This is a genomic window from Pseudomonas sp. s4 (genome assembly GCF_046764235.1).
Taxonomy (GTDB): domain Bacteria; phylum Pseudomonadota; class Gammaproteobacteria; order Pseudomonadales; family Pseudomonadaceae; genus Aquipseudomonas; species Aquipseudomonas asiatica.
This window is the reverse complement of the sequence record NZ_CP177209.1, coordinates 5525857-5542796: the sequence shown is the minus strand read 5'-3', so window position 1 is coordinate 5542796 and position 16940 is coordinate 5525857. Positions and strand designations below refer to the sequence as shown.

The following is a 16940-nucleotide window of genomic DNA, read 5'->3' as shown; positions in this document are numbered from 1 at the left end:
ATTTCTGAAAGTATTGATTTAGAGCCTTTTCTTTGTGATTGGATATGGTCGATTGCCAGCTTGCGAAGCTATGCTAGAGTGCTCGGATAACTCTACAAACGGGTTCTGCCGGATCGTGTCGTCTCAAACGGATGGGAGGCAACCGCGACTCGACTGGACAGGCCATGCTGGGGCTGTATGCGCTATTTGCTGATTGTGCTTCTGGGCTTGCTGCCCGTGCTGGCCGGGGCAGTCGATTTCGACGCAGCTACCCGGCATCTTCCGCTGGGCAAGGCCATGCAGGTTTATGAAGACCCTGATGGCAGTGCCAGCATCACCCAGGTCAGTGCCCCTGATTTCGCCAAGCATTTTCGCCCCCACCACAAAGACGTGTTGAACGCCGGTTATTCCACCTCGGTGTTCTGGCTCAAGGTCGAACTGCGCCCTGTCGCCGCGCCTGACGCCGCCCCACGGCAATGGCTGCTGGAGTTGGCCTACCCGCCGCTGGATCACCTCGAGCTCTACCTGCCCGACGGCAGCGGCAGTTACCGCCTGGCCCGGCGCACCGGCGACGCCTTGCCCTACCACAGCCGTCAAATACTGCAGAACAACTATCTGTTCGAACTGCAGCTGCAGCCTGGCCAGGTGACCACCGCCTACCTGCGCCTGCACAGCCAGGGCTCGGTGCAGGCGCCGCTGGCGCTTTGGTCTGCCCAGGCCTACATGGAGGAGCAGCCCACGCGCCTGTATGTGCTGGGGATGATCTACGGCGTGTTGCTGGTGATGCTGGTGTACAACCTGTTCATCTACCTCAGCGTGCGCGACGTCAGCTACCTCTACTACATCCTCTATATCGCCTCGTTCGGCTTTTACCAGGTGTCGGTTAATGGCGCCGGTGTGGCCTACTTCTGGCCGGACAGCCCTTGGTGGGCAAATGCCTCGACGCCATTGTTCATCGGTTCCGCAGGCCTGTTCGGTTGCCAGTTCGCCCGGCATTTCCTTCAACTTGGCAGCATCAGCCGTGCTTTCGATCGGCTGCTGCAGTTGCTGATGCTGGGTGGCGCGCTGGTCATGGTGCTGGCGGTGACCATGCGCTACGGTGTCGCTTTGCGCATGGCCACGGTGCTGGCGTTGCTGTTTACCGTGAGCATCTTCGCTGCCGGGCTGTATGCCTGGTGGCGTGGCTTGCGCGTGGCACGCTGGTTCATCATCGCCTGGACTGCGTTCCTGCTCGGTGGGCTGGTCAACACCCTGATGGTGTTGGGCTACCTGCCGAACGTGTTCATCACCATGTATGCCAGCCAGCTGGGGTCGGCGCTCGAGGTTGCCTTGCTGTCGCTGGCGCTGGCTGACCGCATCAACAGCCTGCGCGAGCAGCAGGCGCAGGCCTTGCGTGAAACCGGGCGCACGCTGGAGCAACTGAACCTGCAACTGGCCAGGAGCAACCGGCTGAAAGACGAATTCCTGGCCAGCGTGACCCATGAGCTGCGCACGCCGATGAATGGCGTTATCGGCTCGCTGGAGCTGATGCACACCCTGCCGATGGAGGCCGAGATGGCCCAGTATCACCGCACGGCGGTGGGCTCGGCCCAGGGCATGATGGATATGGTCGATGCCATACTTACCCTCTCCGAACTACAGGCCGGCCGCCTGCGCGCGCAGCCGGCGCCATTCAGCCTGCGTGACCTGCTGCAGGGCGTACGTGCCGGTTATGCCGGGCAGGCTTTGGGCAAAGGCTTGTACCTGAGCCTGGACATCCCGGCCGATGTGCCGGACGGGTTGCAGGGCGATGCTCAGAAGCTGGCCCGCTGCCTGGAATGCCTGGTGGACAACGGTTTGAAGTTCACCCACCAGGGCGGGGTGATGATCCAGGTGCGCGGGCGCCGGGTGGGGCCGGACGACCTGGCGCTGACCTTCATGGTCAGCGACAGCGGTATCGGCTTCGATGATCTCGATCAGGCGACCCTGTACCAGCGCTTCTTCCAGGTCGATGGCTCGATGACCCGGCGTTATGGCGGGCTGGGGATTGGTTTGTCGATTTGTCGGCAGATGGGGGAGTTGCTGGGGGCGAAGTTGTCGCATGAATCGACGCGGGGGTTGGGCAGCCGCTTCGAGTTGAGTTTGAACATGGCTATTGCGCAGGTGCAGATGAGCCCGCACATACTGCAGGCGCGGCAGTCGCTGTGAAGGCATGGCATTTGGTTGTGGCAAACACCTCTCATCCCCGCTGCATCCTCAACATATGCGCCCCCCACCACATGTTTAGTCATTAATGTCACTTTGACTGACCCACGGGGAGTGCTTCACTGGGGCTCTCAAGCTACCCGGATCCAGGAGCCCCCGATGAACCTGCACCAGTACGCTGAAACCCACGAAGTCACCAACCAGCCACCGCCCCTCGACGGTGCCAACCTTTACCGCCTCGACATTCCGCTACAGGAATGGTCGCGGCGTTTCGGTGCGGGTTGGGCCGAATCGCGGATCGATGCCTACGGGGCACTGGCCGGCGGCCCGCTGATGCAGGCGGGCTTTCTGGCCAATGCGCACAAGCCGGAGTTCAGTAGCCACGACCGCTACGGCCATCGCATCGACCTGGTCGAGTTCCACCCCGCCTACCACGAACTGATGCGCACCGCCGTCGAGCACGGCCTGCCGTCGCTGCCATGGGCCGAACCCCGCCCAGGCGCCCATGTGGCACGGGCTTCGATGACCTATCTGCACAGCCAGGCCGAGGCCGGTACCGGCTGCCCGCTGACCATGACCTTCGCCGCCGTGCCAGCGCTGCGGCTGCAACCCGAACTGGCCGAATACTGGCTGCCGAAAATCCTCGCCTGCGAGTACGACCCGCGTAACGTCGGCGACCGTCACAAGGCCGGAGTCACCCTGGGCATGGCCATGACCGAGAAGCAGGGCGGCACCGATGTACGCGCCAACACCACCCGGGCTTATCCAGTCGGCGCCGCAGGCCCGGGCCAGGCCTACGAACTGGTTGGGCACAAGTGGTTCTGCTCGGCGCCGATGTGCGATGCCTTCCTGACCCTGGCCCAGACCGAAAAAGGCCTGAGCTGCTTCCTGCTGCCGCGTCACCGCCCGGATGACAGCCGTAACCAGTTCTATATCCAGCGCCTGAAGAACAAGCTGGGCAACAGTTCCAACGCCTCCAGCGAGGTGGAATTCCGCGGTGCCCTGGCTTGGATGGTCGGGGAAGAAGGGCGGGGCGTGCCGACCATCATCGAAATGGTGGCCATGACGCGCTTCGACTGCATGGTCGGCTCCAGCGCCCTGATGCGCCAGGCGCTGACCCAGGCGACCCACCATTGCGCGCACCGCAAGGTCGGCGGGCGGCTGCTGAGCGAGCAGCCGTTGATGCAGAACGTGCTGGCCGACCTGGCGTTGGAAAGCGAGGCCGCGCTGGCCCTGAGCCTGCGCATGGGGCAGGCGCTGGAGCAGCTGGAAGACCCGCAGCAGGCGCATTTCGCCCGGCTGGTCACGGCGGTGGGCAAGTACTGGATCTGCAAGCGCGCCCCGGCCATGATCAACGAGGCCGCCGAGTGCCTGGGCGGGGCGGGTTATGTGGAAGACAGCATCCTGCCACGGCTGTACCGCGAAGCGCCGGTCAACTCCACCTGGGAAGGCTCGGGCAATGTGCAGTGCCTGGACGTGCTGCGGGCCTTGTCCAAGGAGCCGGGGGTGCTCGATGCGCTGTTTGCCGAGCTGGGCGATGGGCACGGGGACCCGCGCCTGGCGGCGCACATCGGCAACCTCAAGGGGGCGTTTGCCGACACTGGCGACATGCAGTACCGCGCGCGGCAGCTGACCGAGGATATTGCCCTGGCGCTGCAGGCCAAACTATTGCTGGAGGCGGGCAATGCGGTGGTCAGTGATGCGTTTATCGACAGCCGCTTGACGGGGGGCGGGCGCGTGTACGGGGCGTTGCCGCGGGGTGTGGATGTGGAGGCATTGGTGGCCAGGGCTACGCCAACACAGGACCTGTAGGAGCGGCCTTGTGTCGCGATAGGGCTGCGAAGCAGCCCCAGGGGATCAGCGCAGATGCACAAATTGCCGGGGCTGCTTTGCAGCCCTATCGCGACACAAGGCCGCTCCTACAGGGACCAGCGCAGGCCTGCTGATTAACACCGATCAATGGGGGTGTATTTAGCCAAGAAGGCAGGCAAGATGGTTCACATGCATGTCCAGACAGGAAGCACAGTGTGAGCCAAGCTTTTGTAGTCGTTGATACCCCCGAACAGGCCGTCGACCGTCTGGCGGCCCTGCATGACCAGGCCACCGGGGCCCTTAGCCAGGCCCTCAAGCGTTACCTGAAGGACCGTACCGAGCCGGGCGCCGAAGAGCGCGACCTGTTCCGCTACCCGGCGCTGCGCCTGACCTATTACAGCCATGGTGAAGTCGCCGCTACCACGCGGGCCTACGCCAAGGTCCAGGTGGCCGGTACCTACAGCGTCACCATCACCCAGCCGGCTGCTTTCCGTGGCTACCTGCTGGAGCAACTGCGCCCGCTGATGCACGACTACACCGTCACGGTAGAGGTCGGCGTCAGTGAACAGAACATCCCTTACCCCTACGTGGTCGACCAGGGCGACGAACTGGCCGGCAGCGGCATCACCGCCGCGCAGCTGGCGCGGGTGTTCCCCAGCACCGACCTGTCGGCTGCGACCGACAACATCGCCGACGGCCTGTATGACTGGGGCAGTGCCGAGACTCTGCCGCTGGCGCTGTTCGATGCCGCGCGGGTCGACTTCTCGCTGCGCCGTCTGGTGCACTACACCGGCAGCGACTGGCGCCATGTGCAGCCATGGATCCTGTTGACCAACTATCACCGCTATGTCGACCAGTTCATCAGCCACGGCCTCGACCAGTTGCGTGACGACCCACGCTTCGTGCGCATGGTGCTGCCGGGCAACGTGGTGATCGAAAAGGGCATGGACCACGGTGAAACCCAGGCCCTGGTGGCAAGCGTGGTCTGGCACCGCTACCAGATGCCGGCGTACCACCTGATCGCCGCTGATGGCGACGGCGTCACGCTGGTCAACATCGGCGTCGGCCCGTCCAATGCCAAGAACATCACCGACCACCTGGCCGTGCTGCGCCCGCACTGCTGGCTGATGATCGGCCACTGCGGCGGCCTGCGGCAGTCGCAGACCATCGGCGATTATGTGCTGGCACACGCCTACATGCGCCGTGACGGCATTCTTGACCGGGTGGTGCCGCCGAACATCCCGATTCCGGCCCTGGCCGAAGTGCAGCTGGCCTTGCAGGAAGCCGCCGCGCAGGTCACCGGCGAGCGTGGCGAACAGCTGAAGAAGCGCCTGCGCACCGGCACCGTGCTGACCTACGACGACCGCAACTGGGAGCTGCGCTGGGCCCAGGAGCGGCCGCTGATCAACCTCTCGCGTGCCGTGGCGGTGGACATGGAAAGCGGTACCATTGCCGCCCAGGGTTACCGCTTGCGCGTGCCGTACGGCACCTTGCTGTGTGTGTCCGACAAACCGCTGCACAGCGAGATCAAGCTGCCGGGTTCGGCCAACGCCTTCTATAACCGGGCGGTCAGCCAGCATCTGAAGATCGGCATTGCCGCCCTCGACTTGCTGCGCACCGAGCTCAACTCGCTGCACTCGCGTAAACTGCGCAGTTTCGATGAGCCGCCGTTCCGCTGAGGATCCATGTCACTGCCACCCCGTTCCAAGCCGCGCCGCCCCCAGGCGCGGCCTGCCGCCGGCCCGCGTCGCCAGCCCAAGGCGCCACCGGCCGAGCCGCGCCTGATCCTGTTCAACAAACCGTTCGACGTGCTGACCCAGTTCAGCGACGGCGACGGGCGCGCGACGCTCAAGGACTACATCGACATCCCCGGCGTGTACCCGGCCGGGCGGCTGGACCGCGACAGTGAAGGCCTGTTGCTGCTGACCAACGATGGCGGCCTGCAGGCGCGCATTGCCGACCCGAAGCACAAGCTGGCCAAGACTTACTGGGTTCAGGTGGAGGGGGAGCCGAGCGAGGAGCAGTTGCAGCGCTTGCGCGATGGCGTGGAACTGAACGATGGGCCGACCTTGCCGGCCGAGGCGCGGCACCTGGACGAGCCCGAGCTGTGGCCGCGCAACCCGCCGGTGCGTTTTCGCAAGAGCGTGCCGACCAGCTGGCTGGAGCTGGTTATTCGCGAAGGGCGTAACCGCCAGGTGCGGCGGATGACGGCGGCGGTGGGGTTGCCGACCTTGCGCCTGGTGCGGGTGCGGATTGGCGACTGGGCGCTGGATGGGTTGGAACAGGGCTGCTGGCGCGAAGTCCCGGCGAAGTTGCAGCGCTAGCGGGGGCCGCTTTGCAGCCCATCGCGACACAAGGCCGCTCCTACAGGTGCAGCGCGAACTCAGGCATTGTGCGATCCCTGTAGGAGCGGCCTTGTGTCGCGAAAGGAGCGCAAAGCGCTCCCGGCTTTCTTGAGCCTTACACCCCTTCGAGAAACCCCACCACCACGCTCTTGATGATAAAGGCCAACACCCCCAGCCCCAGTACGAAGAACAGGATCAGCGTCCCGAACCGCCCGGCCTTGGACTTTTTCGCCAGGTCCCAGACGATGAAACCCATGAAACCGATCAACACGGTGACCAGGATGATCATCATCCACTCTTCGAATACGGCGGGATCCATCGGTGTTCTCCAGGCGGGTTGAGCGTCCGATTATACGCCTGCTGGCGCAGGCAATTAACGCAGGTGGGTCAAGGGCAGCTCGGTGCTGGCCAGCACCTGGTTCAGCACGAAGCTCGAACGCACGCTGGTGACGCCTTCAATGCGGGTCAGGCTGCCTAGCAGCAGTTTCTGGTAGTGGTCCATGTCGGGCACCACCACCTTCAGCTGGTAGTCGGCATCCATGCCGGTGACCAGGCTGCATTCGAGCACCTGTGGCAGGTTGCGGATGGCCGCCTCGAAGGTTTCGAAACGTTCCGGGGTGTGGCGGTCCATGCCGATCAGCACGTAGGCAGTCAGGCTCAGGCCCAGCTTCTTGCGGTCGAGCAGGGCTACCTGGCGCGAGATGTAGCCATCGTCCTCCAGTTGCTTGACCCGACGAGAGCATGGCGAAGGCGACAGGCCGATGCGTTCGGCCAGTTCCTGGTTGGAAATGCGCGCATCGCGCTGCAATTCGGCGAGGATACTCAGGTCGTAGCGGTCAAGTTTGCTCATGGGTTATGCCTTTTCTGTTCAGATTGCGATGAATTATCAATCCAGGGTGAAAAATTGCGCAAGTGCTATTTATCTGAGCAATCTTCGCAATCATCTGTCGCAACCTGTCCGGTATCTTTATCCACAGAATCACTGCCCGGACATCAGTCCACGGCGACGCGCCCTAGGCGGGCGGTCGCGGCCAGCCATCCAACAGGATCTGCAGGCCCCCGGGCTACATACCTTCCAGAAGACGGTGTGAGGTGAGCCGGCGCCACAAGTGCCGAGCACGGACGACAATTCCTGAAGGGAGGCCCTGTGGCCTCCCTTTTTTCATGTCCGGAATTTAATTGGCGTGCGTGACAGGCGCGGTAGACTGGCTGTGGTTGCCGTATTTTCTACCGAGAGGAACAGCATGAAGTCGCGCATCTGGCAGTTGGCAGGTGTTGGTGTGTTGGGGTTGAGCATCAGCCTTGGGGCCATGGCCGAAGGGCCGGGCGAGGGGGCGCCGGGCCGCTCGCTCAATTCGCGTGACGAAGTGCAGCAGACCCAGCCGCCACGACAGGGCTATTACCAGGATATTCCCCGCCGTCATGGCGATAACCGCCATGGGGAAGCCGGTGGCCCGGGGCAACGGCCCGGCGGTGACTGGCAAGGGCGCCCGGATGGTCATGGCAATGGCTGGGGGCCGGGGCCGCAGTATCGCCCGGGGCACACCATCGATCATTTCCCGGACCGCTACTGGAAAGTGCCCTACCGTGGCGATGACTACTTCTACTCCGGTGGTTACTGGTATCGCCCCCATGGTGGCCGTTATGTCGTGGTGAGCCCGCCCTACGGCGTGCGGGTCGACTACCTGCCGCCTTATGCGCGGGAAGTCTGGTTGGGCGGGGCGCTGTTCTTCCTGGTGGCCGATACCTATTACCAGTACCTGGCCGACAGCCGCGAGTACGTGGTGGTCAACCCGCCGGTTGCGGCGCCGGCACCTGTAGGCGGTGGGTATGACGTGGTGGCCTACCCGATGTATGGGCAAGGGCAGGAGCAGCAGGACCAGGACCGTTACCAGTGCCACCGCTGGGCGGTGAGCCAGTCAGGCTTCGACCCGGCGACGGCGGCTTATGCGCCGCCGGCCAATGTGGCGGACAACTACCGGCGGGCGCTGGGCGCTTGTTTCAGCGGCCGAGGCTACAGCATCAACTGAGCCAGATGTGCTGCCTGTCCCGGCCCTATCGCCGGCAAGCCAGCTCCCACAGGAACTGCACCGGCCTGAAGCCATGTGTAGTGCCTGTTGGAACTGCCTGGCCCGGCCCTATCGCTGGCAAGCCAGCTCCCACTGGTATTGCGCATGCCTTCAGGCCGGTGCGGTTCTTGTGGGAGCTGGCTTGCCGGCGATAGGGCCCTTGCAGGTTCACACCGGATCCGCGTGCACCATCACATCCGCCTGTGGATAACGCTGGCGGATCACCTTCGAGGCCTCCACGCACAAGGCATGCGCCTCATGCAGCGGCAACTGCCCCGGCATCTCCAGATGCAACTGCACGAACCACTGGTTGCCCGACACCCGCGTACGCAGGTCGTGCACGCCTTTGACCCCGGGAATGGCCAGCACCAGCGCAGCCATGGCCTCGCCGACATCGCCGGGCAGTTCCTGGTCCATCAGGATGGCCGTACTCTCCCGGGCAATCTGCAGCGCGCTCCAGAGGATATAGACAGCGATGCCCAGGCCGAACAGCGCATCCAGCTGCGGCCAGCCAAAGCGTGCCAGCAGCAGGGCCAGCAGGATGCTGCCGTTGAGCAGCAGGTCCGAGCGGTAGTGCAGGGAGTCGGCCCGCACCGCCGTGGAGCCGGTCAGGCGGATGACCTTGTGTTGCAGTGCCAGCAGGGCAAGGGTCAGCACCAGCGACAGCAGCATTACCCCGATACCGACGGCGGTATCGCCCAAGGGTTGCGGGGTGTGCAGGCGTTCAACCGCCTGCACCCCGATCAGCACGGCACTGACCCCGATGAACAGCGCCTGCGCCATACCGGCCAGGGCCTCGGCCTTGCCATGACCGAATCGGTGGTCGTTGTCGGCCGGGCGCAGGGCGTAGTGCACGGCGAGCAAGTTGAGGAACGAGGCAACGGCATCCAGTGCCGAGTCGGTCAGCCCGGCCAGCAGGCTGACCGAGCCGCTCAGCCACCAGGCCAACGCCTTGCTCAGGACCAGGATGCTGGCCACCGCCAGCGATGCGCGAGTGGCCAGGCGTAGCAGGCGCTGGTGTTCAGCCGGGGTGGTCATCATCCGTGGGTAGTGTCCTTGTACTTCAGGCTGCAGGTACCAGGCCCAGGCTGGCCAACTGCTCGATGCTGCCGCGATGCTGGATCAGCCGTGGGTCGTTCAGCGGCAGGCGCTGGCCCAGTTCGCTTTCCAGAATGGCCTGCAGCTTCAGGTTGTCGACCTTGCCATCGGGGCTCACGGCCTCGCGCAGTTTGACCGGGTCGACCTGGGCGGATCGCCCGCCTGAGTAATAGATGGCGCCCGTGGCGAAGTCGATACCGAAGGCGATCAGCCCCGGGATCACGTAGAACAGGATGCCGATGGCATCCATTGCGGCAACCACAGGGTCAATCTTGCCGCCGATCTGGCCACGACGTTCCGGGTACAGAATGGTGCCGCAGGCCGTCAGTTGGGTCAGCAAGGTGACGATGAGAGCGCCACCGATGACGCGGGATGGGATGCGCATGTAAAAACTCCGAAAAGGTATTCAGCAGGGCAAGCGAAACGCCTGCACCTGAAGCTAAGACCATGATAGGGCAGCTTGGGTTCGCCGTTATACTCGCCAGACTGTTCGAGGACCACCATGATTTCATTACCGATCGATGCTGTCTTGCCCGCCCTGCGCCAGGCCCTGGAAAACCGTGACGAAGCGGTGCTCGAAGCGCCACCTGGCGCGGGCAAGACCACCCGCGTGCCGCTGGCGCTGCTCAACGAGCCGTGGCTGGCTGGGCAGAGCATTCTCATGCTCGAGCCCCGCCGCTTGGCAGCGCGGGCTGCGGCCGAGCGCCTGGCCAGCGAGCTGGGCGAAAAGGTCGGCGAAACCGTGGGCTATCGCATCCGCCTGGACAGCAAGGTCGGGCCGAAAACCCGCATCGAGGTGGTGACCGAAGGCATCCTCACCCGCCGCCTGCAGGCCGACCCGGCGCTGGAGGGGGTGGGGCTGGTGATCTTCGACGAGTTTCACGAGCGCAGCCTTGATGCCGACCTGGCCCTGGCATTGAGCCTGAATGGCCGGGAGTTGCTGCGGGACGACCCGCCACTGAAGGTTTTGCTGATGTCCGCGACCCTGGAGGGCGAGCGCCTTTCGCGGCTGCTGGATGATGCCCCGGTGGTCAGCAGCGAAGGCCGCATGCACCCCGTCGACATCCGTTGGGGGCGGCCTTTCCAGCCGGGTGAGTTCATCGAGCCACGGGTAGTGGACAGCGTGTTGCAGGCACTGGCCGACCAGACCGGCAGTGTGCTGGTATTCCTGCCAGGTCAGGCCGAGATCCGCCGGGTGCACCAGAGCCTGCAGGAAGCGCTGGGTGAGCGCCCCGAGGTCCTGCTTTGCCCGCTGCATGGCGAGCTCGATCTCGACGCCCAGCGTGCGGCCATCGACCCGGCGCCCAAGGGCCTGCGCAAGGTGGTGCTGGCCACCAACATCGCCGAGACCAGCCTGACCATCGACGGCGTGCGCGTAGTGATCGACGCAGGCCTGGCCCGGGTCCCGCGTTTCGACCCTGGCAGCGGCATGACTCGTCTGGACACCCAACGCATCTCTCGCGCCAGTGCCACTCAGCGCGCCGGCCGTGCCGGCCGCCTGGAGCCCGGCGTGTGTTACCGCCTGTGGTCCGAGGCCCAGCATGACCAGCTGGCCGCCCACGGCAGCGCCGAGATCATGCAGGCCGACCTGGCCGGCCTGGCCCTGCAACTGGCGCGCTGGGGTGTTACACCCGAGCAGTTGCGCTGGCTCGACCAGCCCCCCACGGCCGCCTTCGCCCAGGCCCAGGACCTGCTGGCACGGCTCAATGCCTTCAAGCCTGGCAGCCGTGACAACCTCAGCGAACACGGCCAAGCCATGGCCGAGTTGCCAGCGCATCCGCGTATCGCGCATCTGCTTTTGCGCGGCCAGGACCTGGGCCTGGCACAGATGGCCTGTGATGTGGCTGCGTTGCTGGGCGAGCGGGATATCCAGCGCGGCAGTGGTGCCGATTTGCACAGCCGGCTGGCGCTGGTCAGTGGCGAAAGCAAAGCTGCCCGTGGCAGCCACGGCGGCGTGCAGCGTGCGCGCCAACTGGCTCGCCAGTACCGTGGCCTGCTGCGTGGCAAACCAGGCGCGCCGGTTGCGGACCCCGATCACCCGCGCTGGCTGGGCGCGCTGCTGGCGCTGGCCTACCCCGACCGCGTCGCCCAGCAGCGCCGCGAGGGCGGTGCGGAATACCGGCTGGCCAACGGCCGGGCGGCGCTGTTTGCCGAAGTCGATGCACTGATGAAGTGCCCGTGGCTGGTGATCGCCGACCTGGGTAGCCGCCAGGGCCAGCGCGAAGAACGCATCTATCTGGCCGCCGAGTTCGATCCGGCGCTGTTCGAGGGCGTGCTGGCCGAGCAGGTCGAGCGGGTCGATATCCTCGATTGGGACGAACGCGAGCAGGTGTTGCGCGCAGAACGTCAGGTCAAAGTCGGCGAGCTGGTGCTCAGCCGCGAACCGCTGCCCGGCCTGGATGACGAAGCGCGGGCTCGCGCACTGCTTGGGCTGGTCCGGCGCAAAGGCCTGAACCTGCTGACCTGGACCCCCGAGCTGCGGCAATGGCAGGCGCGCGTGGCCTTGCTGCGTCAACTGGACCTGGCCAAAGACGGCCACAGCGAATGGCCCGACCTGGCTGACGAGGCCTTGCTCGCCAGCCTGGAAGACTGGTTGCAGCCCTACCTGGGCAAGGTGTCGCGCCTCAGCCATTTCGCCGCACTGGACTTACCGTCGATGCTGCGCAACCTGTTGCCCTGGCCGCTGCCGCAGCGCCTGGAGGAGCAGGCCCCCGCGCACCTGGCGGTACCGTCCGGCTCGAACATCCGCCTGGACTACAGCGAAAACCCGCCGATCCTCGCGGTGCGCCTGCAAGAGCTGTTCGGCCTGGCCGAAACTCCACGCATCGCCAATGGCCGCCAGCAGGTCAAGTTGCACCTGCTGTCACCGGCACGCCGCCCGGTGCAGGTGACCCAGGACCTGGCCAATTTCTGGCGTACGACCTATGCCGAGGTGAAGAAGGATCTGAAGGGGCGTTATCCGAAGCATTACTGGCCGGATGATCCGCTTGTGGCCGAAGCCACCGCTCGGGCCAAGCCTCGAGGGACGTGACAACAGCGTTTTCCGGTCAAGCGATGAGCCTGGGCATCACGCCCCGGCTTCGCCTTCCAGCAACATGAACAGGCGGTACAGCACCACGGTGCTGAACAACTGCAGGAAGCCGCTGAGGCTGTCCATGGCCAGCTCCATGCCAGGCGATGGCTCGGGGAAGGCCATCAGCAGCAGGCCGTCGATCAGCCAGATCGGCGCCAGCACACCTACGACACAGATCATGATGCGCATGAAGTGGCCGGTGGTCATGCGTGCGCTCTCGCGCATCGACTGCACCACCGGCAGGCCGCGCAGCACCAGCAGGTACTCGGCGAACACAAGGTTGATCATGATCCACACGCCCGGAAAGATGAACAGCGCCAGGCCGGCCATGATCAGCAGCGAGCTGATCAGGATCAGCAGGGCCAGCTGCGGCCACAGTTGCACGGCGCGGGCGAACAGGTCGCGCTTGGCGATTTCCTGGCCGTTGCTGCGGGTGTCGAGGTACAGGATCAGCGCGGCGCTGTACAGCGGGTAGAACAGCAGGCTGATCAGCATGCCGTAGGCCGGCGATGCCTGGTCGCCCATCTGCCGGTACAGCAGCTGGGTGAGCAAGGCTTCCAGCACCACCAGCGGCAGGCACAGCTGGAGGATGCTCGGCAGGTGGCGGCGGAAGAAGTACAGGGAGTCGCGCAGGACGCTCAGCGGATTCATCAGTCTACATCGCATGGCAGTAAAAACAGGGGCATAACTTTAGCCCAAAGCAGGCCTGGGGCTGTCACTTGCTGAAAAAAGTTTCACGCCGCCGGTGATTGAATCCCACGCCTGTACGCCCCATCTTTGACGCTGTCCGTTGTCCGCTACCCCACGAGGTCGCCCCATGAATACTGAAGAACAAACCCTGATCGACGGCCTGTTCGGCCGCCTCAAGCAAGCCGAGGACCCGAGCCAGCCACGCGATGCGCAGGCCCAGGCATGCATCGAGGCGCATGTGCGTCAGCAGCCGGCGGCGCCTTATTACATGGCCCAGGCGATCCTGGTGCAGGAGGCAGCGATCAAGCGCCTCGACGAGCAGAACAAGCAACTGGAAGCCGAACTGAAGCAGGCCCGTGCCCAGGCCGAGGCCGCCCGTGCCGGCAGCGCGCCGAGCAATGGCGGTGGTGGTTTCTTGTCCAGCATCTTTGGTTCGTCTGGGCGCAATGCGGCCCCGGCCGTGCAACCGCAGCGTCCCGCTGCAGCCCCCGTGGCATCTGGCGGTGGCTGGCGTGAGCCGTCGGCGCCGGGCTTCTCCCAGCCACAAGCGCAGCAGCCTGGCTTTGGCGCTGCGCCGGCCCGCAGTGGTGCCAGCAGCTTCCTCGGCGGCGCGATGCAGACTGCGGCCGGTGTGGCGGGTGGTGTGTTGCTGGCGCAGGGCATCAGCAGCCTGTTCAACCACAACTCGCAGCCGGAGGAGGTGGTAGAGGTGATCAAGGAAGAGCCGGCGCCGGCCAGCGACAGCGGTGGCTGGAACGACTCGGGGGCGCAGCAGCAGGTGGCTGACAACAGTGGTTGGGGCAGCGACCAGGGTGGTTATGCCGACAGCGATTATGGCAGCGATGATGGCGGGTTCTTCTCGGACGACGATTCGTACGTCTGACAGGTCTGGCATACTGCTGGCAATTTTGGGGGCGCTTTGCGCCCCTTTCGCGACACAAGGCCGCTCCTACAAGGGTACGCGAACCCCTGTAGGAGCGGCCTTGTGTCGCGAAAGGGCTGCAATGCAGCCCCCAGCATTCCAGGCCGACCAAGGGGTTCCAAGGTGAAAAAGATCGCGCTGTTCGCCGATGTGCAGAACCTCTACTACACCGTGCGCCAGGCCCACGGCTGCCATTTCAACTACACCGCCCTGTGGGCCGATGTCAGCAGCGAAGGTCAGATCGTCGAGGCCGTGGCCTATGCCATCGACCGTGGCGACAGCAAACAGCAACAGTTCCAGCAGATCCTGCGCAACCTCGGTTTCGATGTGCGCCTCAAACCCTTCATCCAGCGCAGCGATGGCTCGGCCAAAGGTGACTGGGATGTGGGTATTACCCTGGATGTGATCGACGCCGCCAGCCGCGTCGACCAAGTGGTACTGGCCTCCGGCGATGGCGATTTCGACCTGCTGCTGGAGCGGGTGATACAGCGCCATGGCACCGAGGCAGTGGTGTATGGTGTGCCCGGGCTTACCGCACTGTCGCTGATCCGTGCCGCCACCCGTTATGTGCCCATCGAGGGTGCGCTGTTGCTCAAACACTGAGGCCCCTGCATGGAACGTATCGCTGTCATCGACTTTGAAACCACCGGCATCAGCCCCGGCGCCGGCTGCCGCGCCACCGAGGTGGCGGTGGTGATGCTGGAGGGCGGGCGCATCGTCGAGCGCTACCAGAGCCTGATGAACGCGGGTGTGCCGGTACCGGCATTCGTCGCCGGGCTCACTGGTATCACCACCGCCATGCTGCGCAGTGCGCCGCCGGTGGACAAGGTGATGAACGAAGTGGCCGAGTTCGTTGGTGGCACCCCGTTGCTGGCACACAATGCCGCCTTCGACCAGAAGTTCTGGGACTACGAACTGGGCCGCATCGGCCGTAGCCGCAGCCAGGCCTTCGCCTGCTCCTTGCTGCTGTCACGGCGCCTGTTGCCGGCGGCACCGAACCACAAACTGGGCACCCTGACCCGCTGGGCCGGGCTGCCGGATACCGGTACCGCGCACCGGGCCATGGCCGATGCCGAAATGGCCGCCAACCTGCTGCAACACCTGGCTGGTGTGCTGCGCCAGGGCCATGGTGTACAGCAACTCTCGCACGACCTGCTCTGCCGCCTGCAGAAAACCCCGGCCGCCAAGGTTCGTGAAACCCTGGCCAGGTTCTGTTAGGGCTTCTTCTCCAGTTGCGCCAGCGGCACCCGCCGCTCCACAGCGCTGGAGAGAATGATCGAGGTCTTGCTGAAGCCGAACTGCGCGACCCGGTTGATCAGCTCTTCAAGCTCCGGCATCGAACCCACCGCTGCCTGCATGATGACGCAGGGGTCGCCGGTTACCCGGTGGCATTCGGTCAATTGGGGGATCTGGGTCAACGCTTCGTAGGCCTGCTGGTTGCCGTGGCTGGCCAGGCGCAGTTCGATCACGCACTGGATCGGCAGGCCGATCTTGCTCATGTCGACCTTGGCCTGGTAGCCGGTGATAACCCCGCTGGCCTCGAGCTTGGCCACCCGCTCGGCCACCGCCGGCGCCGACAGGTTCACCTGGCGCGCCAGTTGCGCGAAGGTGGCGCGGCCATTGTCGAGCAGGGCGGCGAGCAGCATGCGGTCGTACTTGTCCATGGGTTATTCCTGCCTGGTTTCGATTCGATTGAAAAGCATCCGAATAACCATGCAATGCAAAGTGTTCGGGTAATTTAAAGCTGTTTTGTAACTTAAGTTTACACGGTGGCCTTTCTAAACTAAGCCACCCGTAAACGGATTTCGAGTGTTTCCCATGCCTGCCTCCCGTCGCTTCCCGTTGTTGCTCATTGGCGCTTTCCTGGCTTTGTACCTGGTCTGGGGCTCCACCTACCTGTTCATTCGCATAGGCGTCGAGAGCTGGCCACCGATGCTCATGGCCGGGGTGCGCTTCCTGATTGCCGGGGGCCTGCTGTATGGCTTCTTGCGCTGGCGCGGTGTGCCGGCACCGACCTGGCCGCAGTGGCGGGCTGCGGGGGCGATCGGTTTCCTGCTGCTCAGCTGTGGTAACGGTGGCGTGACCGTGGCCGAGCATGCCGGTGTGGCCTCGGGCGTCGCTGCGCTGGCGGTGGCGACGGTGCCGCTGTTCACGTTGCTGTTCGGCCTGCTGTTCGGGCACCGCAATTCGAAGCTGGAGTGGGCGGGGATCGCCCTCGGGTTGGTGGGTATCGGCCTGCTGAACCTGGGCTCCAACCTTCAGGCAAGCCCGATTGGCGCGGCGCTGATCATCTTTGCGGCGGCGTCGTGGGCGTTCGGCTCGGTGTGGAGCAAGACCTTGCCGCTGCCCCAGGGGCCCATGGCCAGCGCCGCGGAAATGCTCGTTGGTGGCGCTGTGCTGCTGCTCGGCAGCGCGCTGTCTGGCGAGCGCATGACGCAGATGCCGACCGCTGCCGGCTGGGGGGCACTGGCCTACCTGGTGTTGTTCGGTTCGATCCTGGCGTTCAGTGCCTACATGTACTTGCTCAAGCACGTGCGCCCCGCAGCTGCCACCAGCTATGCCTACGTCAACCCAGCGGTGGCCGTGCTGCTGGGCATCGTCTTTGCCGGTGAGCAGATTGGTGCCGAAGAATGTGTGGCCATGGCGGTGATCATCGGCGCGGTGGTGCTGATCGGCCTGCCGCAGTGGCGCAAGGCACCTGAGCCGGCGCAGCCATTGAAAGGCGAAATCTGCAAGTAGGCAGGGGTGATGCGGTAAACTTGGCGCCT

Annotated in this window: 16 protein-coding genes; 10 read left to right on the top strand and 6 right to left on the bottom strand. The window is 64.7% G+C overall.

Annotated features, from left to right (window positions below):
- The first annotated feature begins 177 nt into the window (after positions 1–177).
- The 4 genes from ACK56M_RS25680 (at position 178) to ACK56M_RS25665 (ending at position 6299) form a co-directional block, all read left to right on the top strand.
- A complete protein-coding gene (locus tag ACK56M_RS25680; RefSeq protein ID WP_015271930.1) occupies positions 178–2166 on the top strand; it encodes a sensor histidine kinase in 1989 nt (662 codons plus the stop codon).
- Positions 2167–2322: 156 nt separating this feature from the next.
- The gene (locus ACK56M_RS25675) at positions 2323–3975 is read left to right on the top strand and encodes an acyl-CoA dehydrogenase family protein (protein WP_015271929.1); all 1653 of its coding nucleotides are present in this window, start codon (positions 2323–2325) and stop codon (positions 3973–3975) included.
- Between the two features lie 215 nt (positions 3976–4190).
- Positions 4191–5654, top strand: a complete 1464-nt coding sequence (gene amn, locus ACK56M_RS25670) for an AMP nucleosidase (protein ID WP_015271928.1) — start codon at positions 4191–4193, stop codon at positions 5652–5654.
- Between the two features lie 6 nt (positions 5655–5660).
- The gene (locus ACK56M_RS25665) at positions 5661–6299 is read left to right on the top strand and encodes a pseudouridine synthase (RefSeq protein ID WP_015271927.1); all 639 of its coding nucleotides are present in this window, start codon (positions 5661–5663) and stop codon (positions 6297–6299) included.
- Positions 6300–6435: 136 nt separating this feature from the next.
- Here ACK56M_RS25665 and ACK56M_RS25660 read toward each other — a convergent pair whose 3' ends face one another.
- A complete protein-coding gene (locus ACK56M_RS25660) occupies positions 6436–6639 on the bottom strand; it encodes a DUF2788 domain-containing protein (RefSeq protein ID WP_013974331.1) in 204 nt (67 codons plus the stop codon).
- Positions 6640–6693: 54 nt separating this feature from the next.
- A complete protein-coding gene (locus ACK56M_RS25655; protein ID WP_003249795.1) occupies positions 6694–7170 on the bottom strand; it encodes an Lrp/AsnC family transcriptional regulator in 477 nt (158 codons plus the stop codon).
- A 394-nt stretch (positions 7171–7564) separates the two neighbouring features.
- Here ACK56M_RS25655 and ACK56M_RS25650 point away from each other — a divergent pair, with 394 nt between their 5' ends.
- Positions 7565–8350, top strand: coding sequence for a DUF6515 family protein (locus tag ACK56M_RS25650; protein ID WP_015271926.1), 786 nt, complete (start codon positions 7565–7567; stop codon positions 8348–8350).
- A 207-nt stretch (positions 8351–8557) separates the two neighbouring features.
- On the opposite strand, the gene ACK56M_RS25645 is transcribed toward ACK56M_RS25650, so the two are convergent.
- Together ACK56M_RS25645 and ACK56M_RS25640 are read right to left on the bottom strand one after the other, a co-directional pair.
- A complete protein-coding gene (locus ACK56M_RS25645) occupies positions 8558–9430 on the bottom strand; it encodes a cation diffusion facilitator family transporter (protein WP_274120293.1) in 873 nt (290 codons plus the stop codon).
- Between the two features lie 22 nt (positions 9431–9452).
- The gene (locus ACK56M_RS25640) at positions 9453–9872 is read right to left on the bottom strand and encodes a hypothetical protein (protein WP_025340744.1); all 420 of its coding nucleotides are present in this window, start codon (positions 9870–9872) and stop codon (positions 9453–9455) included.
- 117 nt (positions 9873–9989) lie between these two features.
- Between ACK56M_RS25640 and hrpB the strand changes: the two genes are divergently transcribed.
- Positions 9990–12518, top strand: a complete 2529-nt coding sequence (hrpB, locus tag ACK56M_RS25635; protein WP_411959137.1) for an ATP-dependent helicase HrpB — start codon at positions 9990–9992, stop codon at positions 12516–12518.
- 36 nt (positions 12519–12554) lie between these two features.
- Here hrpB and ACK56M_RS25630 read toward each other — a convergent pair whose 3' ends face one another.
- Complete coding sequence (locus ACK56M_RS25630; protein ID WP_015271922.1) at positions 12555–13211, bottom strand: YciC family protein; 657 nt, start codon at positions 13209–13211, stop codon at positions 12555–12557.
- 166 nt (positions 13212–13377) lie between these two features.
- On the opposite strand from ACK56M_RS25630, the gene ACK56M_RS25625 reads away from it, so the two are divergent.
- The 3 genes from ACK56M_RS25625 to ACK56M_RS25615 all read left to right on the top strand — a co-directional run bounded on the left by ACK56M_RS25625 (position 13378) and on the right by ACK56M_RS25615 (position 15390).
- Positions 13378–14133 carry a DUF2076 domain-containing protein gene (locus tag ACK56M_RS25625; protein WP_054573604.1) on the top strand — a complete coding sequence of 252 codons (756 nt, stop codon included), beginning with the start codon at positions 13378–13380 and terminating at the stop codon, positions 14131–14133.
- Positions 14134–14295: 162 nt separating this feature from the next.
- Positions 14296–14775 carry an NYN domain-containing protein gene (locus tag ACK56M_RS25620; protein WP_015271920.1) on the top strand — a complete coding sequence of 160 codons (480 nt, stop codon included), beginning with the start codon at positions 14296–14298 and terminating at the stop codon, positions 14773–14775.
- A 9-nt stretch (positions 14776–14784) separates the two neighbouring features.
- A complete protein-coding gene (locus tag ACK56M_RS25615; RefSeq protein ID WP_039613572.1) occupies positions 14785–15390 on the top strand; it encodes a PolC-type DNA polymerase III in 606 nt (201 codons plus the stop codon).
- Here ACK56M_RS25615 and ACK56M_RS25610 read toward each other — a convergent pair.
- Positions 15387–15836, bottom strand: coding sequence for an Lrp/AsnC family transcriptional regulator (locus tag ACK56M_RS25610; RefSeq protein ID WP_015271918.1), 450 nt, complete (start codon positions 15834–15836; stop codon positions 15387–15389). The two genes, ACK56M_RS25615 and ACK56M_RS25610, sit on opposite strands and share 4 nt — an antisense overlap.
- 154 nt (positions 15837–15990) lie before the next feature.
- On the opposite strand from ACK56M_RS25610, the gene yedA reads away from it, so the two are divergent.
- Complete coding sequence (gene yedA / locus ACK56M_RS25605) at positions 15991–16911, top strand: drug/metabolite exporter YedA (protein WP_054573605.1); 921 nt, start codon at positions 15991–15993, stop codon at positions 16909–16911.
- Positions 16912–16940 lie beyond the last annotated feature (29 nt).